General features: G+C 70.4%; 18 protein-coding genes and 1 tRNA gene. 10 read left to right on the plus strand and 9 right to left on the minus strand.

What is annotated here, in order from left to right:
- Positions 1 to 102 precede the first annotated feature (102 nt).
- From ACK4YQ_RS01360 to ACK4YQ_RS01370, 3 genes are all read right to left on the minus strand, one after another.
- A complete protein-coding gene (locus ACK4YQ_RS01360) occupies positions 103 to 1,122 on the minus strand; it encodes an acyltransferase family protein (RefSeq protein ID WP_409607503.1) in 1,020 nt (339 codons plus the stop codon).
- A gap of 128 nt (positions 1,123 to 1,250) precedes the next feature.
- Positions 1,251 to 1,325: transfer RNA gene (locus ACK4YQ_RS01365), tRNA-Val, on the minus strand.
- Between the two features lie 79 nt (positions 1,326 to 1,404).
- The gene (locus ACK4YQ_RS01370; protein WP_409607505.1) at positions 1,405 to 1,761 is read right to left on the minus strand and encodes a response regulator; all 357 of its coding nucleotides are present in this window, start codon (positions 1,759 to 1,761) and stop codon (positions 1,405 to 1,407) included.
- 116 nt (positions 1,762 to 1,877) lie between these two features.
- On the opposite strand from ACK4YQ_RS01370, the gene ACK4YQ_RS01375 reads away from it, so the two are divergent.
- Positions 1,878 to 2,780, plus strand: a complete 903-nt coding sequence (locus tag ACK4YQ_RS01375; RefSeq protein ID WP_409607507.1) for an N-formylglutamate amidohydrolase — start codon at positions 1,878 to 1,880, stop codon at positions 2,778 to 2,780.
- A gap of 398 nt (positions 2,781 to 3,178) precedes the next feature.
- The gene (gene typA, locus ACK4YQ_RS01380) at positions 3,179 to 5,011 is read left to right on the plus strand and encodes a translational GTPase TypA (protein WP_409607509.1); all 1,833 of its coding nucleotides are present in this window, start codon (positions 3,179 to 3,181) and stop codon (positions 5,009 to 5,011) included.
- Here the strand turns inward: typA and ACK4YQ_RS01385 are convergent.
- Positions 5,008 to 5,748, minus strand: coding sequence for a Crp/Fnr family transcriptional regulator (locus tag ACK4YQ_RS01385; protein WP_409607511.1), 741 nt, complete (start codon positions 5,746 to 5,748; stop codon positions 5,008 to 5,010). The two genes, typA and ACK4YQ_RS01385, sit on opposite strands and share 4 nt — an antisense overlap.
- 213 nt (positions 5,749 to 5,961) lie before the next feature.
- Between ACK4YQ_RS01385 and ACK4YQ_RS01390 the strand changes: the two genes are divergently transcribed.
- The 3 genes from ACK4YQ_RS01390 (at position 5,962) to ACK4YQ_RS01400 (ending at position 10,272) form a co-directional block, all read left to right on the plus strand.
- Positions 5,962 to 6,498 carry a biliverdin-producing heme oxygenase gene (locus ACK4YQ_RS01390; protein WP_409607513.1) on the plus strand — a complete coding sequence of 179 codons (537 nt, stop codon included), beginning with the start codon at positions 5,962 to 5,964 and terminating at the stop codon, positions 6,496 to 6,498.
- The gene (locus ACK4YQ_RS01395) at positions 6,495 to 9,023 is read left to right on the plus strand and encodes an HWE histidine kinase domain-containing protein (RefSeq protein WP_409607515.1); all 2,529 of its coding nucleotides are present in this window, start codon (positions 6,495 to 6,497) and stop codon (positions 9,021 to 9,023) included. Before ACK4YQ_RS01390 ends, ACK4YQ_RS01395 begins: the two co-directional genes overlap by 4 nt.
- A 76-nt stretch (positions 9,024 to 9,099) precedes the next feature.
- Entirely contained in the window at positions 9,100 to 10,272 is a 1,173-nt protein-coding gene (locus tag ACK4YQ_RS01400; protein WP_409607517.1) for an aminotransferase, read from the plus strand.
- Here the strand turns inward: ACK4YQ_RS01400 and ACK4YQ_RS01405 are convergent.
- The 3 genes from ACK4YQ_RS01405 to ACK4YQ_RS01415 form a co-directional block, all read right to left on the minus strand.
- A complete protein-coding gene (locus tag ACK4YQ_RS01405; protein ID WP_409607519.1) occupies positions 10,250 to 10,717 on the minus strand; it encodes a GNAT family N-acetyltransferase in 468 nt (155 codons plus the stop codon). The two genes, ACK4YQ_RS01400 and ACK4YQ_RS01405, sit on opposite strands and share 23 nt — an antisense overlap.
- Entirely contained in the window at positions 10,717 to 11,481 is a 765-nt protein-coding gene (locus ACK4YQ_RS01410) for an SDR family oxidoreductase (RefSeq protein WP_409607521.1), read from the minus strand. The genes ACK4YQ_RS01405 and ACK4YQ_RS01410 overlap by 1 nt, the downstream gene beginning before the upstream one ends.
- Before the next feature lie 75 nt (positions 11,482 to 11,556).
- Complete coding sequence (locus tag ACK4YQ_RS01415; protein ID WP_409607523.1) at positions 11,557 to 12,300, minus strand: extensin family protein; 744 nt, start codon at positions 12,298 to 12,300, stop codon at positions 11,557 to 11,559.
- A 135-nt stretch (positions 12,301 to 12,435) separates the two neighbouring features.
- Between ACK4YQ_RS01415 and ACK4YQ_RS01420 the strand changes: the two genes are divergently transcribed.
- Together ACK4YQ_RS01420 and ACK4YQ_RS01425 are read left to right on the plus strand one after the other, a co-directional pair.
- Positions 12,436 to 13,041 (plus strand): ATP-dependent Clp protease proteolytic subunit, encoded by a 606-nt coding sequence (locus tag ACK4YQ_RS01420; RefSeq protein ID WP_409607525.1) that lies wholly within the window; start codon positions 12,436 to 12,438, stop codon positions 13,039 to 13,041.
- A gap of 96 nt (positions 13,042 to 13,137) precedes the next feature.
- A complete protein-coding gene (locus ACK4YQ_RS01425; RefSeq protein WP_409607527.1) occupies positions 13,138 to 14,232 on the plus strand; it encodes a Rieske 2Fe-2S domain-containing protein in 1,095 nt (364 codons plus the stop codon).
- 12 nt (positions 14,233 to 14,244) lie between these two features.
- On the opposite strand, the gene ACK4YQ_RS01430 is transcribed toward ACK4YQ_RS01425, so the two are convergent.
- On the minus strand, positions 14,245 to 15,231 hold the full coding sequence (locus ACK4YQ_RS01430) for a hypothetical protein (protein ID WP_409607529.1): 987 nt from the start codon (positions 15,229 to 15,231) through the stop codon (positions 14,245 to 14,247).
- 217 nt (positions 15,232 to 15,448) lie between these two features.
- Here ACK4YQ_RS01430 and ACK4YQ_RS01435 point away from each other — a divergent pair, with 217 nt between their 5' ends.
- Together ACK4YQ_RS01435 and ACK4YQ_RS01440 are read left to right on the plus strand one after the other, a co-directional pair.
- Entirely contained in the window at positions 15,449 to 16,249 is an 801-nt protein-coding gene (locus ACK4YQ_RS01435; protein WP_409607531.1) for an alpha/beta fold hydrolase, read from the plus strand.
- Between the two features lie 14 nt (positions 16,250 to 16,263).
- Positions 16,264 to 16,611 carry a hypothetical protein gene (locus ACK4YQ_RS01440; RefSeq protein ID WP_409607533.1) on the plus strand — a complete coding sequence of 116 codons (348 nt, stop codon included), beginning with the start codon at positions 16,264 to 16,266 and terminating at the stop codon, positions 16,609 to 16,611.
- A gap of 6 nt (positions 16,612 to 16,617) precedes the next feature.
- Here ACK4YQ_RS01440 and ACK4YQ_RS01445 read toward each other — a convergent pair whose 3' ends face one another.
- Positions 16,618 to 17,244 carry a glutathione S-transferase family protein gene (locus ACK4YQ_RS01445; protein ID WP_409607535.1) on the minus strand — a complete coding sequence of 209 codons (627 nt, stop codon included), beginning with the start codon at positions 17,242 to 17,244 and terminating at the stop codon, positions 16,618 to 16,620.
- A gap of 78 nt (positions 17,245 to 17,322) precedes the next feature.
- Here ACK4YQ_RS01445 and ACK4YQ_RS01450 point away from each other — a divergent pair, with 78 nt between their 5' ends.
- Complete coding sequence (locus ACK4YQ_RS01450) at positions 17,323 to 18,972, plus strand: acyl-CoA dehydrogenase family protein (RefSeq protein ID WP_409607537.1); 1,650 nt, start codon at positions 17,323 to 17,325, stop codon at positions 18,970 to 18,972.
- The last annotated feature ends 3 nt before the right edge of the window (positions 18,973 to 18,975 follow it).

Consider the following 18,975-nt stretch of genomic DNA (forward strand, 5'->3'; position numbering starts at 1 on the left):
GTGCGGAGTCTCCACTCCGTGCTAGCAGCATGCGAGGCGGCGACGCACCGGTGACGCCGCCCATACCGGGCGCCCGCCCGGGGGCGCGGCGGGCGTCGATCGTCAGGCGACCGGTGCGCCGGCCCGCGCCCTCAGCCCTCTGCGGACAGGCTCGTCATAGAAGCGCTGAACGGCCCAGGCCAGGAGGAGAATCGCCACCACAGCCAGCCCCCAGTACGCGGCCCTGACGCCGGCCGCGGCGTCGCGAGGGGTCGCGGCTGCGGCCAGGGCGACCAGGGGCATGTGAATGGCGTAGAGCGGATACGAGACGGCGCCGGACCAGGCGGCGAACGGTCTCAAGACCCGCCCCGGCTGGGATTCCAGGCCGGTGAGGACCAGCAGGGGGAACAGAAGCGTCACGTAGAGCACATCCGGCGCATGCGGCGGCCGAGGAGCGGCGAGCGCTACGGCAAGCACTAAGGCCGCCAACCAGAACGGCGCCTTGAGGCGCGGAAGGCGCCCTTCGCGATAAAGCCGGTAGATCAGGACGCCGGCGAAATAGGAGAACAACGCCCGCAGGCCTCCCATCCCCAGCGTCTCCACCGTCGCCCCCACGTTCAGGTCGCCCTGCGCGGCTTCGACCGCGAGGAGGCCGGCCGCACTCAGGGCCACCAGCGCGGCCAGCACTCGGGTCGACGACCACGGCAGCACCGCAGCGTGCAGCGCGTTCACCGCCAGTTCGACGGATAGCGACCACTGCGCGACATTGAGGGGGAACGCCTCGCCCCGGCCTACGACCAAGGGGACGTAGACGAGTTGCAGGGCGAAGGCCAAGGCCAGGTTCACGTCCAGGCGCAGGACCGCGCCCGCCAAGAGGCCGATCAGAGCGCCGGCGACCACCATGGGATAGAGCCGACGGAGGCGCGCGCCCATGTACTCGGTCCAGCGAAGGCCCGCGGCGAGGCGTTCCTCATAGGCTGCGCCGATGACGAAGCCGCTGAGCATGAAGAAGAAGTCCACCGCGAGGTAGGCGTGGCCGAACACCAGAGTCTGATGGCGCGCCGCGGCCAGATGGTGCCCGAACACAGCCAGCGCCGCGATCCCGCGCATCCCGTCCAGGGCTTCGAAGCGCCGCGTCGTCATGGCGGACTTCCAGGCATCTCGCGTCGCTTGGCGCCCTGGGCGCCGGATCGTGGTGAAAGCCTTCTAGGCCGCAGGCGAAGGTCCGCCCCCGGCCGCCGCGCCGACTTCGCCGATCATGGAGGAAAGGATGGTGGACGCGGCTGGGATTGAACCAGCGACCCCTACGATGTCAACGTAGTGCTCTCCCGCTGAGCTACGCGTCCGTGCCATGCGTCTTCCGCCGTTCGGCGGAAGCGGGAAGGCGGGGATATAACGGGGCGGCCGGAGCCGCGCAAGCGGCGATCAGGCGGCCATCATCCGTTCCACCTCGGAGACGATCTCGCGCAGGTGGATCGGCTTGGACAGCACCTTGGCGCCGGCCGGCGCGTTCTCGCCGGCGGCCAGGGCCACGGCGGCGAAGCCGGTGATGAACATGATCCGAAGCCCCGGGTGACGCGCGGCGGCGCGGCGGGCCACTTCGATGCCGTCGATGCCCGGCATGACGATGTCGGTGAGGAGGAGATCCCACGCCTCGTCGAGGGCGGCGGCGGCGGCCTCGCCGTCCGGACAGGCCAGCACCTCGTAGCCCGCCCGTTCCAGCGCCCGGGCGAGGAAACCCCTCAGGGAATCGTCGTCTTCGGCGAGAAGGATTCGAGGCATGGGGGCTCCGGGGCGATCGACTTTACGATGATCATGCTAGCGCCGGGTTCGTAAACCCGCGATGAACCCACATCGGGCCGTTTTCCCCTCGCGGCGCCGCTGTCATAGTGAGTCGCATGAACGCCTGGGAGCCCCTGACGGCCGGTGACGCCGCAAGCGGCGCAGACGCCTTCGACGTGGCGCGCGCCGCCGGCGAGGGCGAGCCGCCGCCGACGCCGCTGGTGTTCGCCTCTCCCCACTCCGGGCGGATCTATCCCTCTGACATGATGGCCGCCTCGTCCCTGGACGCCACCGCTATCCGCCGGTCCGAGGACGCCTACGTCGACGACCTGATCGACCAGGCGCCGGCGCTCGGGGCGGCCCTGATCCGCGCCCGGCTGGCGCGGGCCTATATCGACGTGAACCGCGAGCCGTTCGAGCTGGATCCGGCGATGTTCGCCGACGAGCTGCCCGAGTTCGCCCGCGCCCGCACCGCCCGCGTCGCCGCCGGCCTGGGGGCGATCGCCCGCGTCGTCTCCGAGGGCCAGGAGATCTATGCGCGCAAGCTCACCTACGCCGAGGCCCACGCCCGCATCGAAGGGGCGCACAAGCCCTATCACGCCGCCCTGGCGCGGCTGATCGCCGAGGCCAAGGGCGCGCACGGCTTCGCCATCCTGGTCGACTGGCACTCGATGCCGTCGGCCGCCGCGCGGGGCGCGGGACGGCGGGGCGGCTGCGACGTGGTGCTCGGCGACCGCTTCGGCGCCTCCTGCGCCGACGTGCTGACCGCCCGGGTGGAGGACGCCCTGGAGACCATGGGCTATCGCGTCACGCGCAACAGCCCCTACGCGGGCGGTTACACCACCGAGCACTACGGGCGGCCGGCGCGCCGGGTGCATGCGCTGCAGATCGAGATCAACCGGGCGATCTATCTGGATGAGGCCAGGCTGGAGCCGACGGCGGGCTTTGCTCGCCTGAAGGCGGATCTGGAGACCCTGACGCGCAGTCTGGCGACGGCGGACTGGCGCGGCCTCGCCTGAATCCCGACCAGGCGAAAAAAAAAGCCGCGCCAAACGGCGCGGCTAGTTCATTAGGGAGGAAACGCCCAGGAAGGGCAGAGACGTCAGCGACGCCTCACGGATCGACATATACGGTGCGGCGCACAAACGAGCAAGCGTCGTTTGCATACCTTCCCCTCAAAATTCTCGAAAAATTCGAAAGACCATTATATTTCAGACTCTTGTGGCGGCTGCGGCAGGACGTCACATATTGTTGCAGCGCACAACATCCTCGTGCGGCGCGGCATTTTCGTGTAGAGCGCTGCGCTGATCCTGAACACGCGCGGGCCGCCGGGCCGCCAGGCGGCCGATTGGCGCTGGCGGAAACCGACCGCCTCGCCTACAAGCGCGCGCCTCCCCGAAAGAACCTGAACGCCCCCATGTCGTTGCGAAACATCGCCATCATCGCCCACGTCGACCACGGCAAGACCACGCTGGTGGACCAGCTGCTGGCCCAGTCCGGCGTTTTCCGCGCCAACGAGGCGACGGTCGAACGCGCCATGGACTCCAACGACCAGGAGCGCGAGCGCGGCATCACCATCCTGGCCAAGTGCACCAGCGTGCTTTGGAACGGCAAGGCGGGCGAGACGCGCATCAACATCATCGACACCCCCGGCCACGCGGACTTCGGCGGCGAGGTGGAGCGGATCCTCGGCATGGTGGACGGCTGCGTCCTCCTGGTGGACGCTGAGGAAGGCGTCATGCCCCAGACCAAGTTCGTCCTGGGCAAGGCCCTGAAGATGGGCCTGCGTCCGATCCTTTGCCTGAACAAGGTCGACCGGCCGCACGCCGATCCGGACCGGGTGCTGAACGACGCCTTCGACCTGTTCGCCGCCATGGGCGCCACCGACGAGCAGCTCGACTTCCCGCACATCTACGCCTCGGGAAAGAACGGCTGGGCGACCCTGGACCTGGCCAAGCCGAACGACGATCTGGCGCCGCTGTTCGACCTGATCGTCGAGCACGTGCCCGCGCCAAAGGCCGAGGCCCGCAAGGACGAGCCCTTCCAGATGCTGTCGGTGCTGATCGAGGCCGACCCCTTCCTGGGCCGCCTGCTGACCGGCCGCATCGAGGCCGGCAAGGCCGTGCCGGGCCTGGCGATCAAGGCGCTGTCGCGGGACGGCAAGGAGATCGAGCGCGGGCGGATCACCAAGGTGCTCGCCTTCCGCGGCCTCAAGCGACAGCCGATCGACTTCGCCGAGGCCGGCGACATCGTGGCGATCGCGGGCCTCAGCAAGGCGACGGTGGCCGACACCCTGTGCGCCCTGGAAGTGGCCGAGGCCCTCCCGGCCCAGCCGATCGACCCGCCGACCATCTCCATGACCGTTTCGGTGAACGACAGCCCCCTCGCCGGCCGTGAGGGCGACAAGGTGCAGAGCCGCGTCATCCGCGAGCGCCTGTTGAAGGAAGCCGAGTCCAACGTCGCCATTCGGGTCGCCGAGACCGCGGAGAAGGACGCCTACGAGGTCGCCGGACGCGGCGAGCTGCAGCTTGGCGTGCTGATCGAGAGCATGCGGCGCGAAGGCTTCGAGGTCTCCATCAGCCGTCCGCGGGTGGTGTTCCAGAAGGACGAGGCCACCGGCGAGCGGCTGGAGCCGATCGAGGAGGTCGTCATCGACGTGGACGACGAGTTCACCGGCGTGGTGATCGAGAAGCTTTCGGCTCGCAAGGCCGAGCTGAAGGACATGGGCCCCTCGGGGGCGGGCAAGACGCGGATCAGCCTGATGGCGCCCTCGCGCTCCCTGATCGGCTACCAGGGCGAGTTCCTGACCGACACCCGCGGCTCGGGCGTGCTGAACCGGGTGTTCAGCCACTACGAGCCCTACAAGGGGCCGATCGACGCCGGCCGCAAGGGCGTGCTGGTGTCCAACTCCGACGGCGAGACGGCGGCCTACGCCCTGTGGAACCTGGAGGAGCGCGGGACCATGTTCGTCGGCGCCGGGGAGAAGACCTACCAGGGCATGATCATCGGCGAGAACAGCCGGGCCGACGACCTGGACGTCAACCCGATGAAGGCCAAGCAGCTCACCAACGTCCGCGCCTCGGGCAAGGACGAAGCGGTGCGCCTCACGCCGCCGCGCCGGCTGACCCTCGAGCAGGCCATCGCCTACATCGAGGAGGACGAGCTGGTGGAAGTGACGCCCAAGTCCATCCGCCTGCGCAAACAGGTGCTGAACCCCTCGTTCCGCAAGAAGCGCGTCAGGGAAGACTAGGCGTCCTTGTCCGGATAGACGCCGGCCAGCACCTCGTCGAAGTGGGCCTTGACCAGTTCGTTGCAGTTGCAGGAGAGGCGTGAAAGCCCGGCGGGCGACAGGACCTTGATCCGTCCCCGCCCGGTCTCGACGAGGCCGCGGGCCTTCAGCGACTTCAGGAACTGGCTCATGTAGCTGCGGCCGACGCCGAGCAGGCTGGCCAGTTCGTCCTGGGTCATGGTGATGCTGGTCGCCCCGGTGCGCTCGACGGCCGCCGCCAGCCACTTGGAGGCGCGCTCCTCGATGGTGTGGGCCGCGTTGCAGGCGACCGACTGAAAGACCTGGGCCAGGAGGCAGTCGGCGTAGCGGGCGAACAGATGGCGCAGGCTCGGCGAGCGGGCCTTGGCCGCCTCCAGCTGGACCGTCTCGATGCGCAGCAGGGGACCGCCACGGTTCTGCACCACCGCACGGCAATAGGCCGGCAGGCGCCCCTGGCTGACGATCCCGCCGACCGCCCCTTCGCGGCCGATGAGCGCCGTCTCGATCCCGCGGCCGCCGTCCACCGAGACGACGAAGGAGACCATCGTCGCGCCGGTCGGGAAATAGGCGTAGCGGACCGTCTCCCCCTGTTCGAACAGCACCTCGCCGCCGGCCGTTTCCTGAGCCGTCAGATGCTCGTTCAGGGCGGCGGCGTCGGCCGGCTTCAGCACGGCGAGCAGGTTGTTGACGAGGTGCGGCGGAGGGGGACTGAGGGTCATGCGGCGGCTCCGGTGAAGCTTGTTGGCGAACGCTTCAAGTCCAGTTTGGTTCACCAGTGTCGAGTTGTGGACAGACGCGCCGGTCTACAAATGTTAAGAGTCCGCTTGTGCCAGTCAGCGTTGCGTCGCAACCACTGAATTCCCAAAGTATTCCTGTTCATCACAGTCGAGGGTGTCGTGGGCGGAGCTCGAGATCACCTCAAGTCGGCGACTTTGCTCAAGCATGATCGGCTCGACCGCAGGCTCTCCGAGCTGCGGCTCGAGCACGCCGGAGACTATCTGACCTTCCTCCTGCTGCAATCACCCGTTGCATCTTTGGAGGCCGCGCTCGACGCAGCCGGCGTAGGGCTCGACCTGCCGGATTGGCCGCTGCGCGTGCGCGCCGACGCCCTGAGCGCGGATCTCGACAGCCTCGGCTCCAGCCTTCCGGACGTGTCCCTCGCCCCGCCGGACCTCACCTCCGCGCCGGCCCGCATGGGGGTGGCCTATGTGCTTGAGGGAAGCCGGCTTGGCGCTGCGGTCCTGCGCCGGGCGGTGCACGGTTCGCCGGACCCGCGGGTGCGCGCGTCCAGCCGCTTCCTCGACCATGGCCAGGGGCAGGACCTGTGGCGGCGCTTCCAGGTTCGCCTTGAGGACGCCTTGGACACCGAGCCGCGCCGCGCCGCCGCCGGACTGGCGGCCTGCTGGGCGTTCGACGCCTTTCTCGCCCGCGTCGGGCCGCAATGCCGCCCGCCCCTGGCCATCCGATGAGCCACGCCGTCGACCTGACCGACTGCGATCTCGAGCCGATCCACATTCCCGGCTCCATCCAGCCGTTCGGGGCCATCCTGGCGATGTCGTCCGGCTGGATCGTGCGGCGGGCTTCGGCCAACGCGCCGGACTGGTTGGGGCGGAGCCTGGAGGAGATCCTGGGCTCTCCCCTGGCCGCCCTGATCGACGCGGACGCGCTGCACGCGGTGCGCGGCCGGCTGCAGATGGCCTATGGCGCCGGTGTCGTCGAGCGCCTGTTCGGCCTTGCTCTCACCGGCGGGACCGATCGGTACGACGTCGCGGTCCACGTCTCCGGCGCCGAGGTGATCCTGGAGTTCGAACCCTCGCTCTCGGACGAGCACGCCAACGCCGCCACCCTCGTCCGATCCATGATCGGCCGGGTGGAGGCGTGCGAAGAGTTCTCGGCCCTCGTGCGCGAAGCGGCGCGACAGGTGCGGGGGCTGACGGGCTTCGACCGGGTGATGGTCTACCGGTTCGACGACACGGGCGCCGGCGAGGTGGTGGGCGAATCCGTGCGCTCCGGCGCGCCGCCCTTCCTCGGATTGCGCTACCCGGCCTCGGACATCCCCCAGCAGGCCCGCGCGCTCTACGAGCGCAACCTCATGCGGCTGATCGCGGACGTCGACGGCGCGCCGTGCCCGATCCTTCCGGAACTGGACGAGAGCGGCCAGCCGCTGGACCTGTCGATGAGCATGCTGCGCAGCGCCTCGCCGATCCACATCGAGTACCTTCGCAACATGGGCGTGCGCTCGTCCATGTCGATCTCCCTGCTGCAGGGCGGCCGTCTCTGGGGGCTGATCGCCTGCCACCACAGCCGGCCCCTGCGGCCGTCCTTCGACCGGCGTTCCGCCGCCGAACTGTTCGGCCAGATGCTGTCCTACCTTCTGGAGAGCCGGCTGCGGGCCGAGGACGCCCGCTACGAGCTGCGGGTGCGGGAGATCCAGTCGCGAATCTCCTCGGGCCTCGCCAAGAGCGCGGTCGAATGGGCCCACTCGCCCGTCTTCCACGAAAGCGTCCGCGAGATGCTCGACTGCGACGGCGTCGGCGTCTGCCTGGGCGGCAAGACGTCCCTGCATGGGGCGACGCCCTCTCCCGAGGAGTTCGAGGCCCTGGTGCGGATGCTCAACCGCACCAGCGACGGGCGCGTCCTGGCCGCCGATGATCTTGGCCAGACCCACCCGCCGGCCCAGGACTACGCCGAGCGCGCCGCCGGCATGCTGGCGATCCCGATCTCCCGGCGGCCGCGGGACTATGTCGTCGCCTTCCGGCGGGAGGCCGTGCGCGCGGTCACCTGGGCGGGAGATCCCACCAAGCCGGCGAGCCTGGGACCGAACGGGGTGCGCCTGACGCCGCGCAAGAGCTTCGAGGCCTGGCGCGAGATCGTTCAAGGCCGGGCCGAGCCCTGGACGGCGGCCCAGCAGCGGGCCGCCGAGTCCCTGCGCGTGGCCCTGATGGAAGTGGTGCTGCAGCTCACCGACGTGGCCGACGCGCAGCGGCAGGCCGCCGACAAGCGCCAGCAGATCCTGATCGCCGAGCTGAACCATCGGGTGCGCAACATCCTGGGCCTGGTGCGCGGCGTCATCACCCAGAGCTCCACCTCCGCCGTCAGCATTGCGGACCTGACGAGCGTCCTGGAGGGCCGGGTCCAGTCCATGGCCCGGGCCCACGACCAGCTCACCGCGCGCCGGTGGGACGCCTCTCCGCTTCGCGGCCTGATCGAAGCCGAAGTGGAGGCCTATCTCGGCGACGCGCAGGAGCGCTTGGTGATCGAAGGCCCCGAGGTGGGGCTGGCCCCCCAGGCCTTTACGGCCGTGACCCTGGTGATCCACGAGCTGACCACCAACGCGGTGAAGTACGGCGCGCTCAGCCGCCCGTCCGGGCGGGTCGAAGTGAACGTCGAAATCGAGCCGACGAGCGAGCTTCACCTGACCTGGCGCGAGGTCGGCGGCCCGCCTGTGCTTCCCCCCGAGCGGCACGGCTTCGGCTCCACCATCATCGAGCAGGTGATCCCCTTCGAGCTGCGTGGGGAGAGCGGCGTCGACTATCGGCCGACCGGCGTGCAGGCGTTCCTGCGGATTCCGGCGTCGCTGGTGCATCGTCTGGAGCCTCGCGCCGTCGAGGCCGTCCGGCCGTCTGCGCCGCGGCCCGAGCCGCTGAGCGGCGCGGTCCTGCTGCTCGAGGACAACCTCTTCATCGCCATCGACGCGGAGGAGATGCTGACCCGCCTCGGCGCGGCCACGGTCACCGTCGCCCGCTCGGTCGACGACGCCCTGGACGCCCTGCGGGCCCAGAGCTTCACCTTCGCCCTGCTCGATGTGAACCTCGGCGGGGAGACCAGCCTGCCCGCCGCCCGCCGCCTGAAGGAGGCCGGCGTGCCCTTCGCCTTCGGAACCGGCTATGGCGACGGCCTGGCGCTGCCGCCGGACCTGGAGGGCTCGGTGGTGCTCACCAAGCCCTACAGCCTTCGCTCCCTTCGCATCGGGCTCGCCCCGCTCAGCGGGTGAGCGCCGATCCGCCGGCGAACCGGACCCGCCCTGCAAGGCCCTTGCGGGAACGCGGGCCCGGCTTCAAAGCATGGCCATGGCCAATCCGATCTTCGCCGCCCTGCCGACCACGGTCTTCGAGGAGATGTCCGGCCTCGCCCGCGAGCTGGGGGCGGTGAACCTCGGCCAGGGGTTCCCCGACGATCCCGGACCGCTGGACATCCGGCGCAAGGCGGCGGACGCGGTCCTGAACGGCTACAACCAGTATCCGCCCATGGCCGGCCTGCCCGAGCTGCGCCAGGCGGTGGCCCGGCACTACGCGCGCGCCCAGGGCCTGGACCTTGACTGGGCGCGCGAGGTGACCGTGACGTCCGGCGCCACCGAGGCGCTGGCCTCCGCCTTCTTCGCCCTCATCGAGCCCGGCGACGAGGTGATCGTCTTCCAGCCGGTCTACGACGCCTACCTGCCGCTGATCCGGCGGGCCGGCGGGGTTCCGCGGCTGGTGACCCTGTCGCCCCCCGACTGGCGCTTCACGGCCGCCCAGCTCGAGGCGGCGATCGGCCCGCGCACCCGGTTCGTGGTGCTGAACAATCCCATCAATCCGGCCGGCGTGGTTCTCCCGGACGAGGACCTGGCGCTCCTGGCCGAGGCGTGCGTCCGGCACGGCCTCACAGCCATCTGCGACGAGGTCTGGGAGCAGGTGGTGTTCGAGCCCGCCGTCCACCGGCCGCTGATCGCCTATCCCGGCATGCGCGAGCGCTGTGTGAAGGTGGGGTCGGCCGGCAAGATGTTCGGCCTCACCGGATGGAAGGTCGGCTTCCTCTGCGCCGCGCCCGAGCTGTCGCGCGCGCTCGGCAAGGCCCACCAGTTCCTCACCTTCACCACCCCGCCCAACCTGCAGGCGGCGGTCGCCTTCGGCCTGGACCAGCCGGGCGACTGGTTCGAGGCGATGCCGCGCCAGCTCGCGGCCGGCCAGGCCCGGCTCGCCGAGGGCCTGCGCCGAGAAGGCTTCGTCGTGCTGGAATCCCAAGGTACCTACTTCCTGAACGTGGACCTTCCCGCCTCAGGGATCGCCGAGCCGGACCGCGCCTTCTGCCTCCGCGCGGTCAAGGAGGCCGGCGTCGCCGCCATCCCGGTCTCGGCCCTCTACGAGGCCGACCCGGTGACCACGGTCATGCGCCTGTGCTTCGCCAAGGCCGACGCCACCCTCGACGAGGGCGTCGTGCGCCTCGCCCGCGCGCGCGACCTCAGCCGGGCCGCGGCGCGCTAGGCGCGCGCCGATAGTAGATGTCCGTCGCGTCGCGGCCGGTCTCGACGAAACCGAACCGCTGGTAGAACCGGTGCGCCGGGCTCTCGTGCACGACGGAGAGCTCCACCGCCGTCCCGGCCGCGTCCGCTTCGGCCAGCAGCGCATGCAGCACCGCCGAACCCAGGCCGCGCCCCTGGATCGCCGGCTCCAGATAGAAATGCTCCAGCCGCAAGGCGCCGGCCGTGCCGGGGCCCATGGCCACGCAGCCGGCCAGCCGGTCGTCCGTGTGGATCAGGCGCGTGTGCTCAGGCCGGTACTGGTCGACCATCCGGCGATAGGCCCGGTCCGGATCGAACCGGCCGATCCGTTCCAGACTCTCGCGCATGGCCGCGGCCCGAAGCGTCGCCAGACGCTCCAGGTCTTCAGGGCCGGCCGGGCCGAAGCGGAACTCCGGCCCCGGGGTCATCAGCTCGTCGAACCGCCGTCGACGACCACCGTCTGGCCGGTCATCCAGCCGCCGGCGCGCGAGGCCAGGAACACCGCCGCCCCGGCGATGTCGTCCGGCTCGCCCAGACGGCGCAGCGGCGTGCCCGAGCTGGCGCGGCGTTCGCCTTCGGGGGTGTCCCACAGGGCGCGGGCGAAGTCGGTCTTCACTAGGCCGGGCGCGATGCAGTTGACGCGGATGTTGTCGGGGCTGAGCTCCTGGGCGAGGTTGCGCGCCAGTTGCATGTCGGCCGCCTTGGAGATGGCGTAGGCCCCGATCACCGGCGTGCCGCGCAGGCCGCCGATGGACGAGATGATGATGATCGCCCCGTCCTTGCGCTCGCGCATCTCCGGCGAGACCATGTTGATCAGCCAGTTGTTGGCGATGATGTTGTTTTCCAGGATCTTGCGGAACTGGTCGTCGCCGATCCCGCTCATCGGGCCGTAATAGGGATTGGAGGCGGCGTTGCAGACGACGATGTCGATCTTGCCGAACGCCTTTCGCGTCTCGTCCACCAGGTGCTGCAGGTCGTCCTTGGACGAGATGTTCGCCGGCACGGCGATCGCCGCGCCCGGGTGCTTGGCGTTGATCTCGGCCGCCACCTCGTCGCAGGGGCCCGCCTTGCGCGAGGAGATCGTCACCTTCGCGCCATGTTCGGCCATGCGCTCGGCGATCGCCTTGCCGATCCCGCGGGACGAGCCCGTGATCACCGCCACCTTGCCCGTCAGATCGAATAGCTCGCCCATGGCGCTCCCCTTAAAACGGCTGTTTGATTGAGTGGCGCCATTTGAGACCAGGGCGCCGTGGGGTCAAGCGCCCAGCTAGCTGCAGACGCGGAAACGGCCGTAGTCCAGGTGAAGGTGGTCGGCGTGGGCGGCGTTGTAGTCGGGCGACAGGGTGGCCCGGAACCAGCGGCAGGCGCCGGCCCGGGCCCGGTGCAGGAATTCGCCGCGTTCGTCCTCCGTGCGGAAGTGTCGGGCCACCGTCACCAGCCGCCCGTCGCCGAGGCGAAAGCCGGCGACGTCCAGGGCGTTGGCGGCGGCGTGCTCGCTGCGCCGGCCCTGGGCTCGCCCATAGACGTTGCGGCAGGCGTAGACGCCGTAGTGCTCGATCCGCGTCACCCGCTCGCAGAGCTCCGCGCGCGCCGCCGGCTGCACGGCGTGCCGGTCCCAGAAGACATAGGCCAGGGCGAGAGGACAGCTCATCACCGGCGCAGCGGGGGACAGCGGCGTCGTCCCGCCGGTGAGGCGGACCGCGTTCGCGGTCTCGCATGCGCCGTCAGCCCGATCCGGTTCCTCGGCGAAGTCCACGCCGCCCTCGCTCATCACCGCGCGGCAGAGCGTCGGATCGGCCGCGGCCCGGGCGAACTTGGCCGCGGTGGCCAGGCCCGGCGGGTCGGCCAGGCGCAGCGGCTTCCACGGCAGATCCTGCGGCGGGGCCCAGGCGTCGACCACCACCACCATCACCAAGGCGGCGATCGCCATGTCCGCGAGGGCGGTCCAGAGGCCGGCCCAGCCCAGCGTCTCGGGAGAGGGCGGGCGCAGGACGGCCGGCTTGAGGCGCATGGAAACCTAACGGCTCGGCCAGCCGCGGGTTCGACGCCCTTGACCTTCGCCCGTTTTCTTGCGCCATGCCCTTGCGGCGGGGCGCGGGGCGACGCACGTTCCGGCCCGACCTGGAAAATTTAGGAGACCCGCTTCATGGGCATTTGGATGGACGACGAGGACGACGACGGCGCGCGCAAGCCCGACATGCCGATGACGGCGGGTCCCGTCCAGAACGCGCTGTTCAACTCCCGCACGGTCCTGGTCTTCGGCGAAATCGACATGCGCCTGGCCGAGCGTGTCAGCGCCCAACTGCTGGCCCTGGCCTCGGACGGGTCGGACAAGCCGATCCGGGTGGTGATCAACTCGCCGGGCGGCCACGTGGAAAGCGGCGACACCATCCACGATATGATCCGCTACTGCGGCCCGCAGGTGAAGGTGATCGGCACCGGCTGGGTCGCCAGCGCCGGCGCCCACATCTATCTGGGCGCGACCAGGGAAAACCGGCTTTGCCTGCCCAACACCCGCTTCCTGCTGCACCAGCCCATGGGCGGCGTGCGCGGCCAGGCCTCGGACATCCAGATCGAGGCCGAAGAGATCGTGAAGATGCGCGAGCGGGTGAACCGCATGATCGCGCGCGAGACCGGCCAGCCCTACGAGAAGATCGTCACCGACACCCAGCGCAACTTCTGGCTCAACGCCGAGGAAGCGGTGGCCTACGGCCTGGTCTCGCGGATCATCACCCGCGCCGACGAGGCCTGAGGCGCGGCCAAGCGTGGGCGGGCGTTTGATCCAGATCACGCCCGCCTGCGGCGGCCTGGGCTAGGCTCGCGCGCCCCCAACGGATAGATTCGCGCCATGCCCGAAGGCGACGCCCGCCCCGCCCGCACCGACACCCGCTTCGGCGAGGGCTTCCTGACCGACATCTGGTACTTCGCCGCCCTGTCCGGCGACCTGAAGCCGGGGCGGCTGCAGCGGTACGAAATCCTTGGCGAGCCGGTGCTGCTGGGCCGCACCCGTGGGGGCGAGGTCTACGCCATTCGCGACGTCTGTCCGCACCGCGCCGCGCCCTTCTCCGCCGGCAAGCTGGTGCGCGAAGCCGACGGACGCGAGACGATCGAGTGCCCCTACCACGGCTGGCGCTTCGGCACGGACGGCGCCTGCACGGCCATTCCGTCGCTTGTCGCCGACCAGGAGATGGACGTCTCGCGCATCAAGGTGCGCCGCTATCCGACAGCCGAGAGCCAGGGCCTGGTGTTCATCTGGATGGCCTCTGACGCCCGTGGCGGCGAGCCGACCGAACCGCCTCCGGTGTTCCCCGGCGTGGTCGGCGGCGAGCCCAAGCTCGTCGACCGGATGGACTTCGATTCCCACATCGACCACGCCGTCGTCGGCCTGATGGACCCGGCCCACGGGCCCTATGTGCATCAGCAGTGGTGGTGGCGCTCGTCCAAGAGCCAGCACGAAAAGGCCAAGAAGTTCGAGCCGCGGGACGCCGGCTTCGCCATGGTCCGCCACGAGCCGTCCAAGAACAGCCGCGCCTATGTCATCCTCGGCGGCGAGCCCCTGACGGAAATCAGTTTCCGGATCCCCGGCCTGCGCTGGGAGCACGTCACGGTCGGCCAGCGCCAGGTTCTGTCGCTCACCTGCCTGACGCCGATCCACGAGAGGAAGACGCGGATCACCCAGATCGTCTGGTCCGATCATCCTGCGTTCGTGCTTCTCAGACCGTTCATCGCCGCCGGCGCGCGCGCGTTCCTGCGGCAGGACGGCGACATGGTGAACCTGCAGAACGAGGGCCTGAAGTACGACCCTTCGCTGCTGTGGATCGACGACGCCGACCGCCAGGCCAAGTGGTATCAGCAGCTCAAGCGCGAATGGACCGCAAGCCGCCGCGAGGGCCGGGCCTTCCGCAACCCCGTCGAGCCGGCCGTGCTGCGCTGGCGCAGCTAGGGCGCGAAGCCCTCAGGCCGCCGCCGGCAGCGCCAGGTCAGGCGTCTCGATCGGCGCAAAGCTCTCCGCCGCCGTCCACTCCATCCGCCCGCCGAAGTCCTTGACCGCCTGCACGGGATCGAGGTCCTCCAGCCTGGTCTCGGCCAGGGCTCGGTGGCCCACCTTCACGTGGAGGACCTGGGCCCGCTCGACCTGGCCCGTGACGCGGTCGGTGATGTCGCACTCGACCACGACCTCCACCCATTCCACCGGGGCGGCCGAAAGGACTTCGGCGGCGACGCGCAGGGCGGCCGAGCAGACGCACTGGCGGTGCAGGGCGGCCATGGCGCCGCGGGCGAGCGGGCGGAAGACGAGCTTGCCGCCCTGCCGCTCGCAGCCTTCGTCGGGCATGTCCTCCAGGTCCAGGCCCGCCACGACCACCACCAGACGGCCGCGGGCGGGGACATGCACCCGCACGCCCTCGATCGCCGGCCCGATCGTGGCCAGGGTGGTGTGGGTCAACAGCGACTTCTCGATCGTGGGGACGTCGAGATCCAGGAGACGCAGGGCGAACTGGACCTCGGCGTTGTGCTCGTCCACCACCTTGCGGGCGACGCGATAGGCCGCCTCGTCCCTGGCCGCGGCCTCGGCGACCCGCGCGGCGAGCGCGCGGCGCTTGTCCTGGTCGAGGCCCAGAAGCCGATCCAGGAGGCCGGGCCGAAAGCTGGTCAGCGCCTTTCGCGCGGCCGCCTCGTTGAGGTTGCTGCGGGTCGGGTAGGCGAACTCCCCGCGCGCGGCGACCGAGGCCCAGTCCTGCGGATCGTAGGCGAGGTGGTGGACCTGCGTGAGGGCGGCGATGCGCGCCTCGAGCGCGGCCGCCTCCGCGGCCGTCGCCTCGGGGCTCTCGCCACGGCGCTGGTGGCGGTCCTGGCGGTCCTTGTCGCGGGCGAGCCGCTTGGCCACGCGTTCCACCCGGCTGCTTGGGCGGGTGATCGGCCGGCTCTTCTTGGTGTCGATCATCGCTTCCCCCAGTCCGCGACGAATGGTCGCCTGCTTTTTTGACAGAACGCGATTATCGCTGCCTTAACGACAGGCGAAATTTTACGCCCGCTTAACGTGTGGCGTCCGTCCACTTGGAGTGGAGCCGTGGTTTTCGACCGCGCGTCGGTTTTCATGCGGGCCGGCGTGGCCTTAGGATGCAGCATTCATTCAGGCGCATTCGGTCGATCCCCTTCACATGGCTTCATTCACATCGGACGGTCTTGAGCTGGCCTATGACGACGTCGCGCCCGCGGGGGGCGGCGGACGGACGATCGTCCTGGTCCACGGCTTCACCTCAAATCGCAACGAGGGCTGGAGACGCACGGGCTGGTACGGCGCCTTCGAACGCCGGCGGGTCCGCTGCATCGCCCTGGACCAGCGCGGGCATGGACAGAGCGCCAAGCCGCACGAACCCGGCGCATACGGCCGCGAAGCCCTGGCGGGCGACGTGATCGCCCTCCTCGACCACCTTGGCCTGGGACGCGTCGACCTGTTCGGATACTCCATGGGCGCGCGGGTGGCCCTGGCCGCCGCGCTGGCCGCCCCCGACCGGGTCTCGAACCTGATCCTGGGCGGGGTTGGCGAGCGACTGCTGGAGGAGCGCGACGGCGCCCGGGGCCTGGAGTCGCCGATGGCCAAGGCCATGCTGGCCGACGATCCGGAAACGATCGAGGAGCCCATGCTCCGCAGCCTCCGCCAGTTCGCCGACGAGCAGGGTGAGGACCGCCACGCCCTGGCCGCCGTCACCGCCGCCCTCAATCCGCCGCTGGACCAGGCGGCGATGGCCGCCCTGCCGACGCCGGTGCTCGTGCTGGCGGGCCAGCGCGACGTCCTGGCCGGCGATCCCGAAGGACTGGCCCGCGCCTTTCCGCATGGCCGGGGCATGACGATTCCGGGGTGCGACCACTTCTCGGCCATACCCCACGCCCTCACCAAGGCCGCTGTCTTCGACTTCCTCGACGGGCTCCTGGACGACCCCTTCGAGGGTCGCTTCTAGGGGAAGCGGCGGCGATGGCGGCGAGGCTCCTGCTTCCGGCGCTGTCGATCCTCGTCGCGCTCGGGGCGTGCGCGCCGGAGCCAAAGCCGGCCCTGCCGCCGATGAGCCTCGTCCTCGGCGACCCGGTCCCCCTCGACGGCGCCACCGGCTTTCCGGTGCGGATCGTCAACGACAGCGACAGGACCTCGCCGCCGATCAACCTGGCCTGCCGGTTCCGCAACGCCGAGGGGGTTCTGATCTTCTCGGACGGCCGCAAGGTCCCGGCCTTGGCCCCTGGGGCCGCCGACGACTGGACGATCCGGGCGCCCGAAGACCTGGCCGCCGATGTCGAGCGCCTGACCTGCGCGGTGCTCGACGACTAGGCCGCCTCAGCCGGCGAGGCCGTAGGCGCCGCCCTTTTCGATGGAGGCCTTGAAGGCCGGACGCGCATGCAGCCGCTGAATCCAGCCGGCGAGGTTCGGATAGGTCGGCAGCCGGCCGAAGGCGCCGGCGACTTCGCCCACGAAGCTCATCTGCACGTCAGCCCCGGTGAGTTCATCGCCGACCAGGAACTGGCGGCCGGCCAGCGCGGCATCGACATAGCCGAGGTGGTTGGCGATCTCGCCGTCGATGCGCGGATGCAGCGGCGCCCCCGCCTCGCCCAGGCGCGCCACGTACATGAACATCATCAGCGGCAGCATGGCCGAGCCCTCGGCGTAGTGCAGCCACTGCAGGTAGGACTCGTGCTCGGCGCTTCCCGGCTTCGGCGCCAGCCGCCCGCCGCCGTGCCGGCGGATCAGGTAGTCGATGATGGCGCCCGATTCGTGGACACGCTGGTCGCCGTCGGTGATCACCGGCGACTTGCCGAGGGGATGCACCGCCGTCAGCTCGGGCGGCGCCAGCCGGGTGGCGGCGTCACGCGCGTAGTGCTTGATCTCATAGGGCGCGCCGAGTTCTTCGAGCAGCCACAGGATGCGTTGCGAGCGGGAGTCGTTCAGGTGGTGGACGATGATCATCGGACGCTCCATTTTTATTTTACAATGTATAATCAAAGCCCGTGGCATGACGCAAGGACTCCCGGCTAGAGCGCGCGCATGACCGATCTGATCCTTCCGGACCTTCCCGACCTGCTCCGCCGCGGCGCCGACGCCGCCCAGGGGCTCGCCGCGCGCATGCGCACGGTCCTGGCCGAGCGCGCCAGCCGGGACGGCCGGCTCGATCGCGCCGCCCTCGACGCCGAACAGCACCTGGCGCACGGCCTGGCCTGGGCCGCCAGCTACGCCGAGACCCTGGCCCAGACCGCCGGGTGGGCCCAGGCGCTGGAGGCGCGCGGAGCCTTGGGCGAGGCAGAGGCCCTCCCCGCCCAGTTGCTGGCGTTCGAGTATCTGTCTCAGCTCGCCGGCGGCCTGCCGATGAACCAGGGCGAGACCGTCCGTCCGGGCGACTTCGGCCTGGACGCCGCGGCCCTGTCGCCGATCGTCGAGGCGTTGCGGCCCGGCGCCGGCCAGGCGGTGAAGACGCGCATCGTCGAGCTTCTGGAGCACGCCCGCGGCCGCCCCTCGCTCGAGGCCAGCGGCCTTGACGAGACCCTGGAGCAGGTGCGCGACCAGTTCCACGCCTTCGCTGCGGAGAAGATCGCACCCTTTGCGCACGGGTGGCATCTCAACGACGAGCTCATCCCGCTGCCCCTGGTGGAAGAGCTGGGGGCGCTCGGGGTCTTCGGCCTGACGGTGCCGGAAGCCTACGGCGGATCGGGCCTGGGCAAGACCGCCATGTGCGTGGTCTCCGAGGCGCTCTCGCGGGGCTACATCGGCGTGGGCTCCCTGGGCACCCGGTCCGAGATCGCCGCCGAACTGATCCTGGCCCACGGCGCCCCAGAGCAGAAGGACCGCTGGCTGCCGGCCATCGCCTCGGGCGCGGTCCTGCCGACCGCCGTCTTCACCGAGCCGGAGTCCGGGTCGGACCTCGGGTCGCTTCGCACCCGGGCCGTGCGCGATGGCGAGGTGTGGCGCGTGACCGGCGCCAAGACCTGGATCACCCATGCGGCGCGCGCGGACCTGATGACCCTGCTGGTTCGCACCGACCCGCAGTCGAAGGACCACCGCGGCCTGTCGATGCTGCTGGCCGAGAAGCCGCGCGGGACCGAGGCCGACCCCTTTCCCGTCGACGGGCTCACGGGCGGAGAGATCGGCGTGATCGGCTATCGCGGCATGAAGGAGTACGAACTGGCCTTCGACGGCTTCGCCGTGCCGGCCGACTCCCTGCTGGGAGGCCAGGAAGGGCAGGGCTTCGTCCAGCTCATGGCGACGTTCGAATCGGCTCGCATCCAGACCGCCGCGCGCGCCATCGGCGTGGCGCAGAACGCCCTGGACCTGGGACTGGACTACGCCCTGCAGCGCCGCCAGTTCGGCCGGCCGATCGGCGACTTCCCGCGGGTGGCCAACAAGCTGGCGATGATGGCCGCCGAGCTCCTGGGCGCCCGGCGGCTGGCCTGGTTCGCCGCCCGCGCCAAGGACGAAGGGCGCCGCTGTGACCTGGAGGCCGGGATGGCCAAGCTGGTGGCGGCGCGGGTCGCCTGGGCCGCGGCCGACAACGCCGTGCAGATCCACGGCGGGACCGGCTTCGCCGTCGAGCAACCGGTCAGCCGCGTGCTCGCCGACGCGCGGATCCTCAACATCTTCGAGGGCGCCGGGGAGATCCAGGCCCAGGTGATCGCCCGCCGGCTGCTCGACGGCGGAAACTGACCT

It is taken from the genome of Phenylobacterium sp., from assembly GCF_046291545.1.
Classification (GTDB): Bacteria; Pseudomonadota; Alphaproteobacteria; order Caulobacterales; family Caulobacteraceae; genus Phenylobacterium.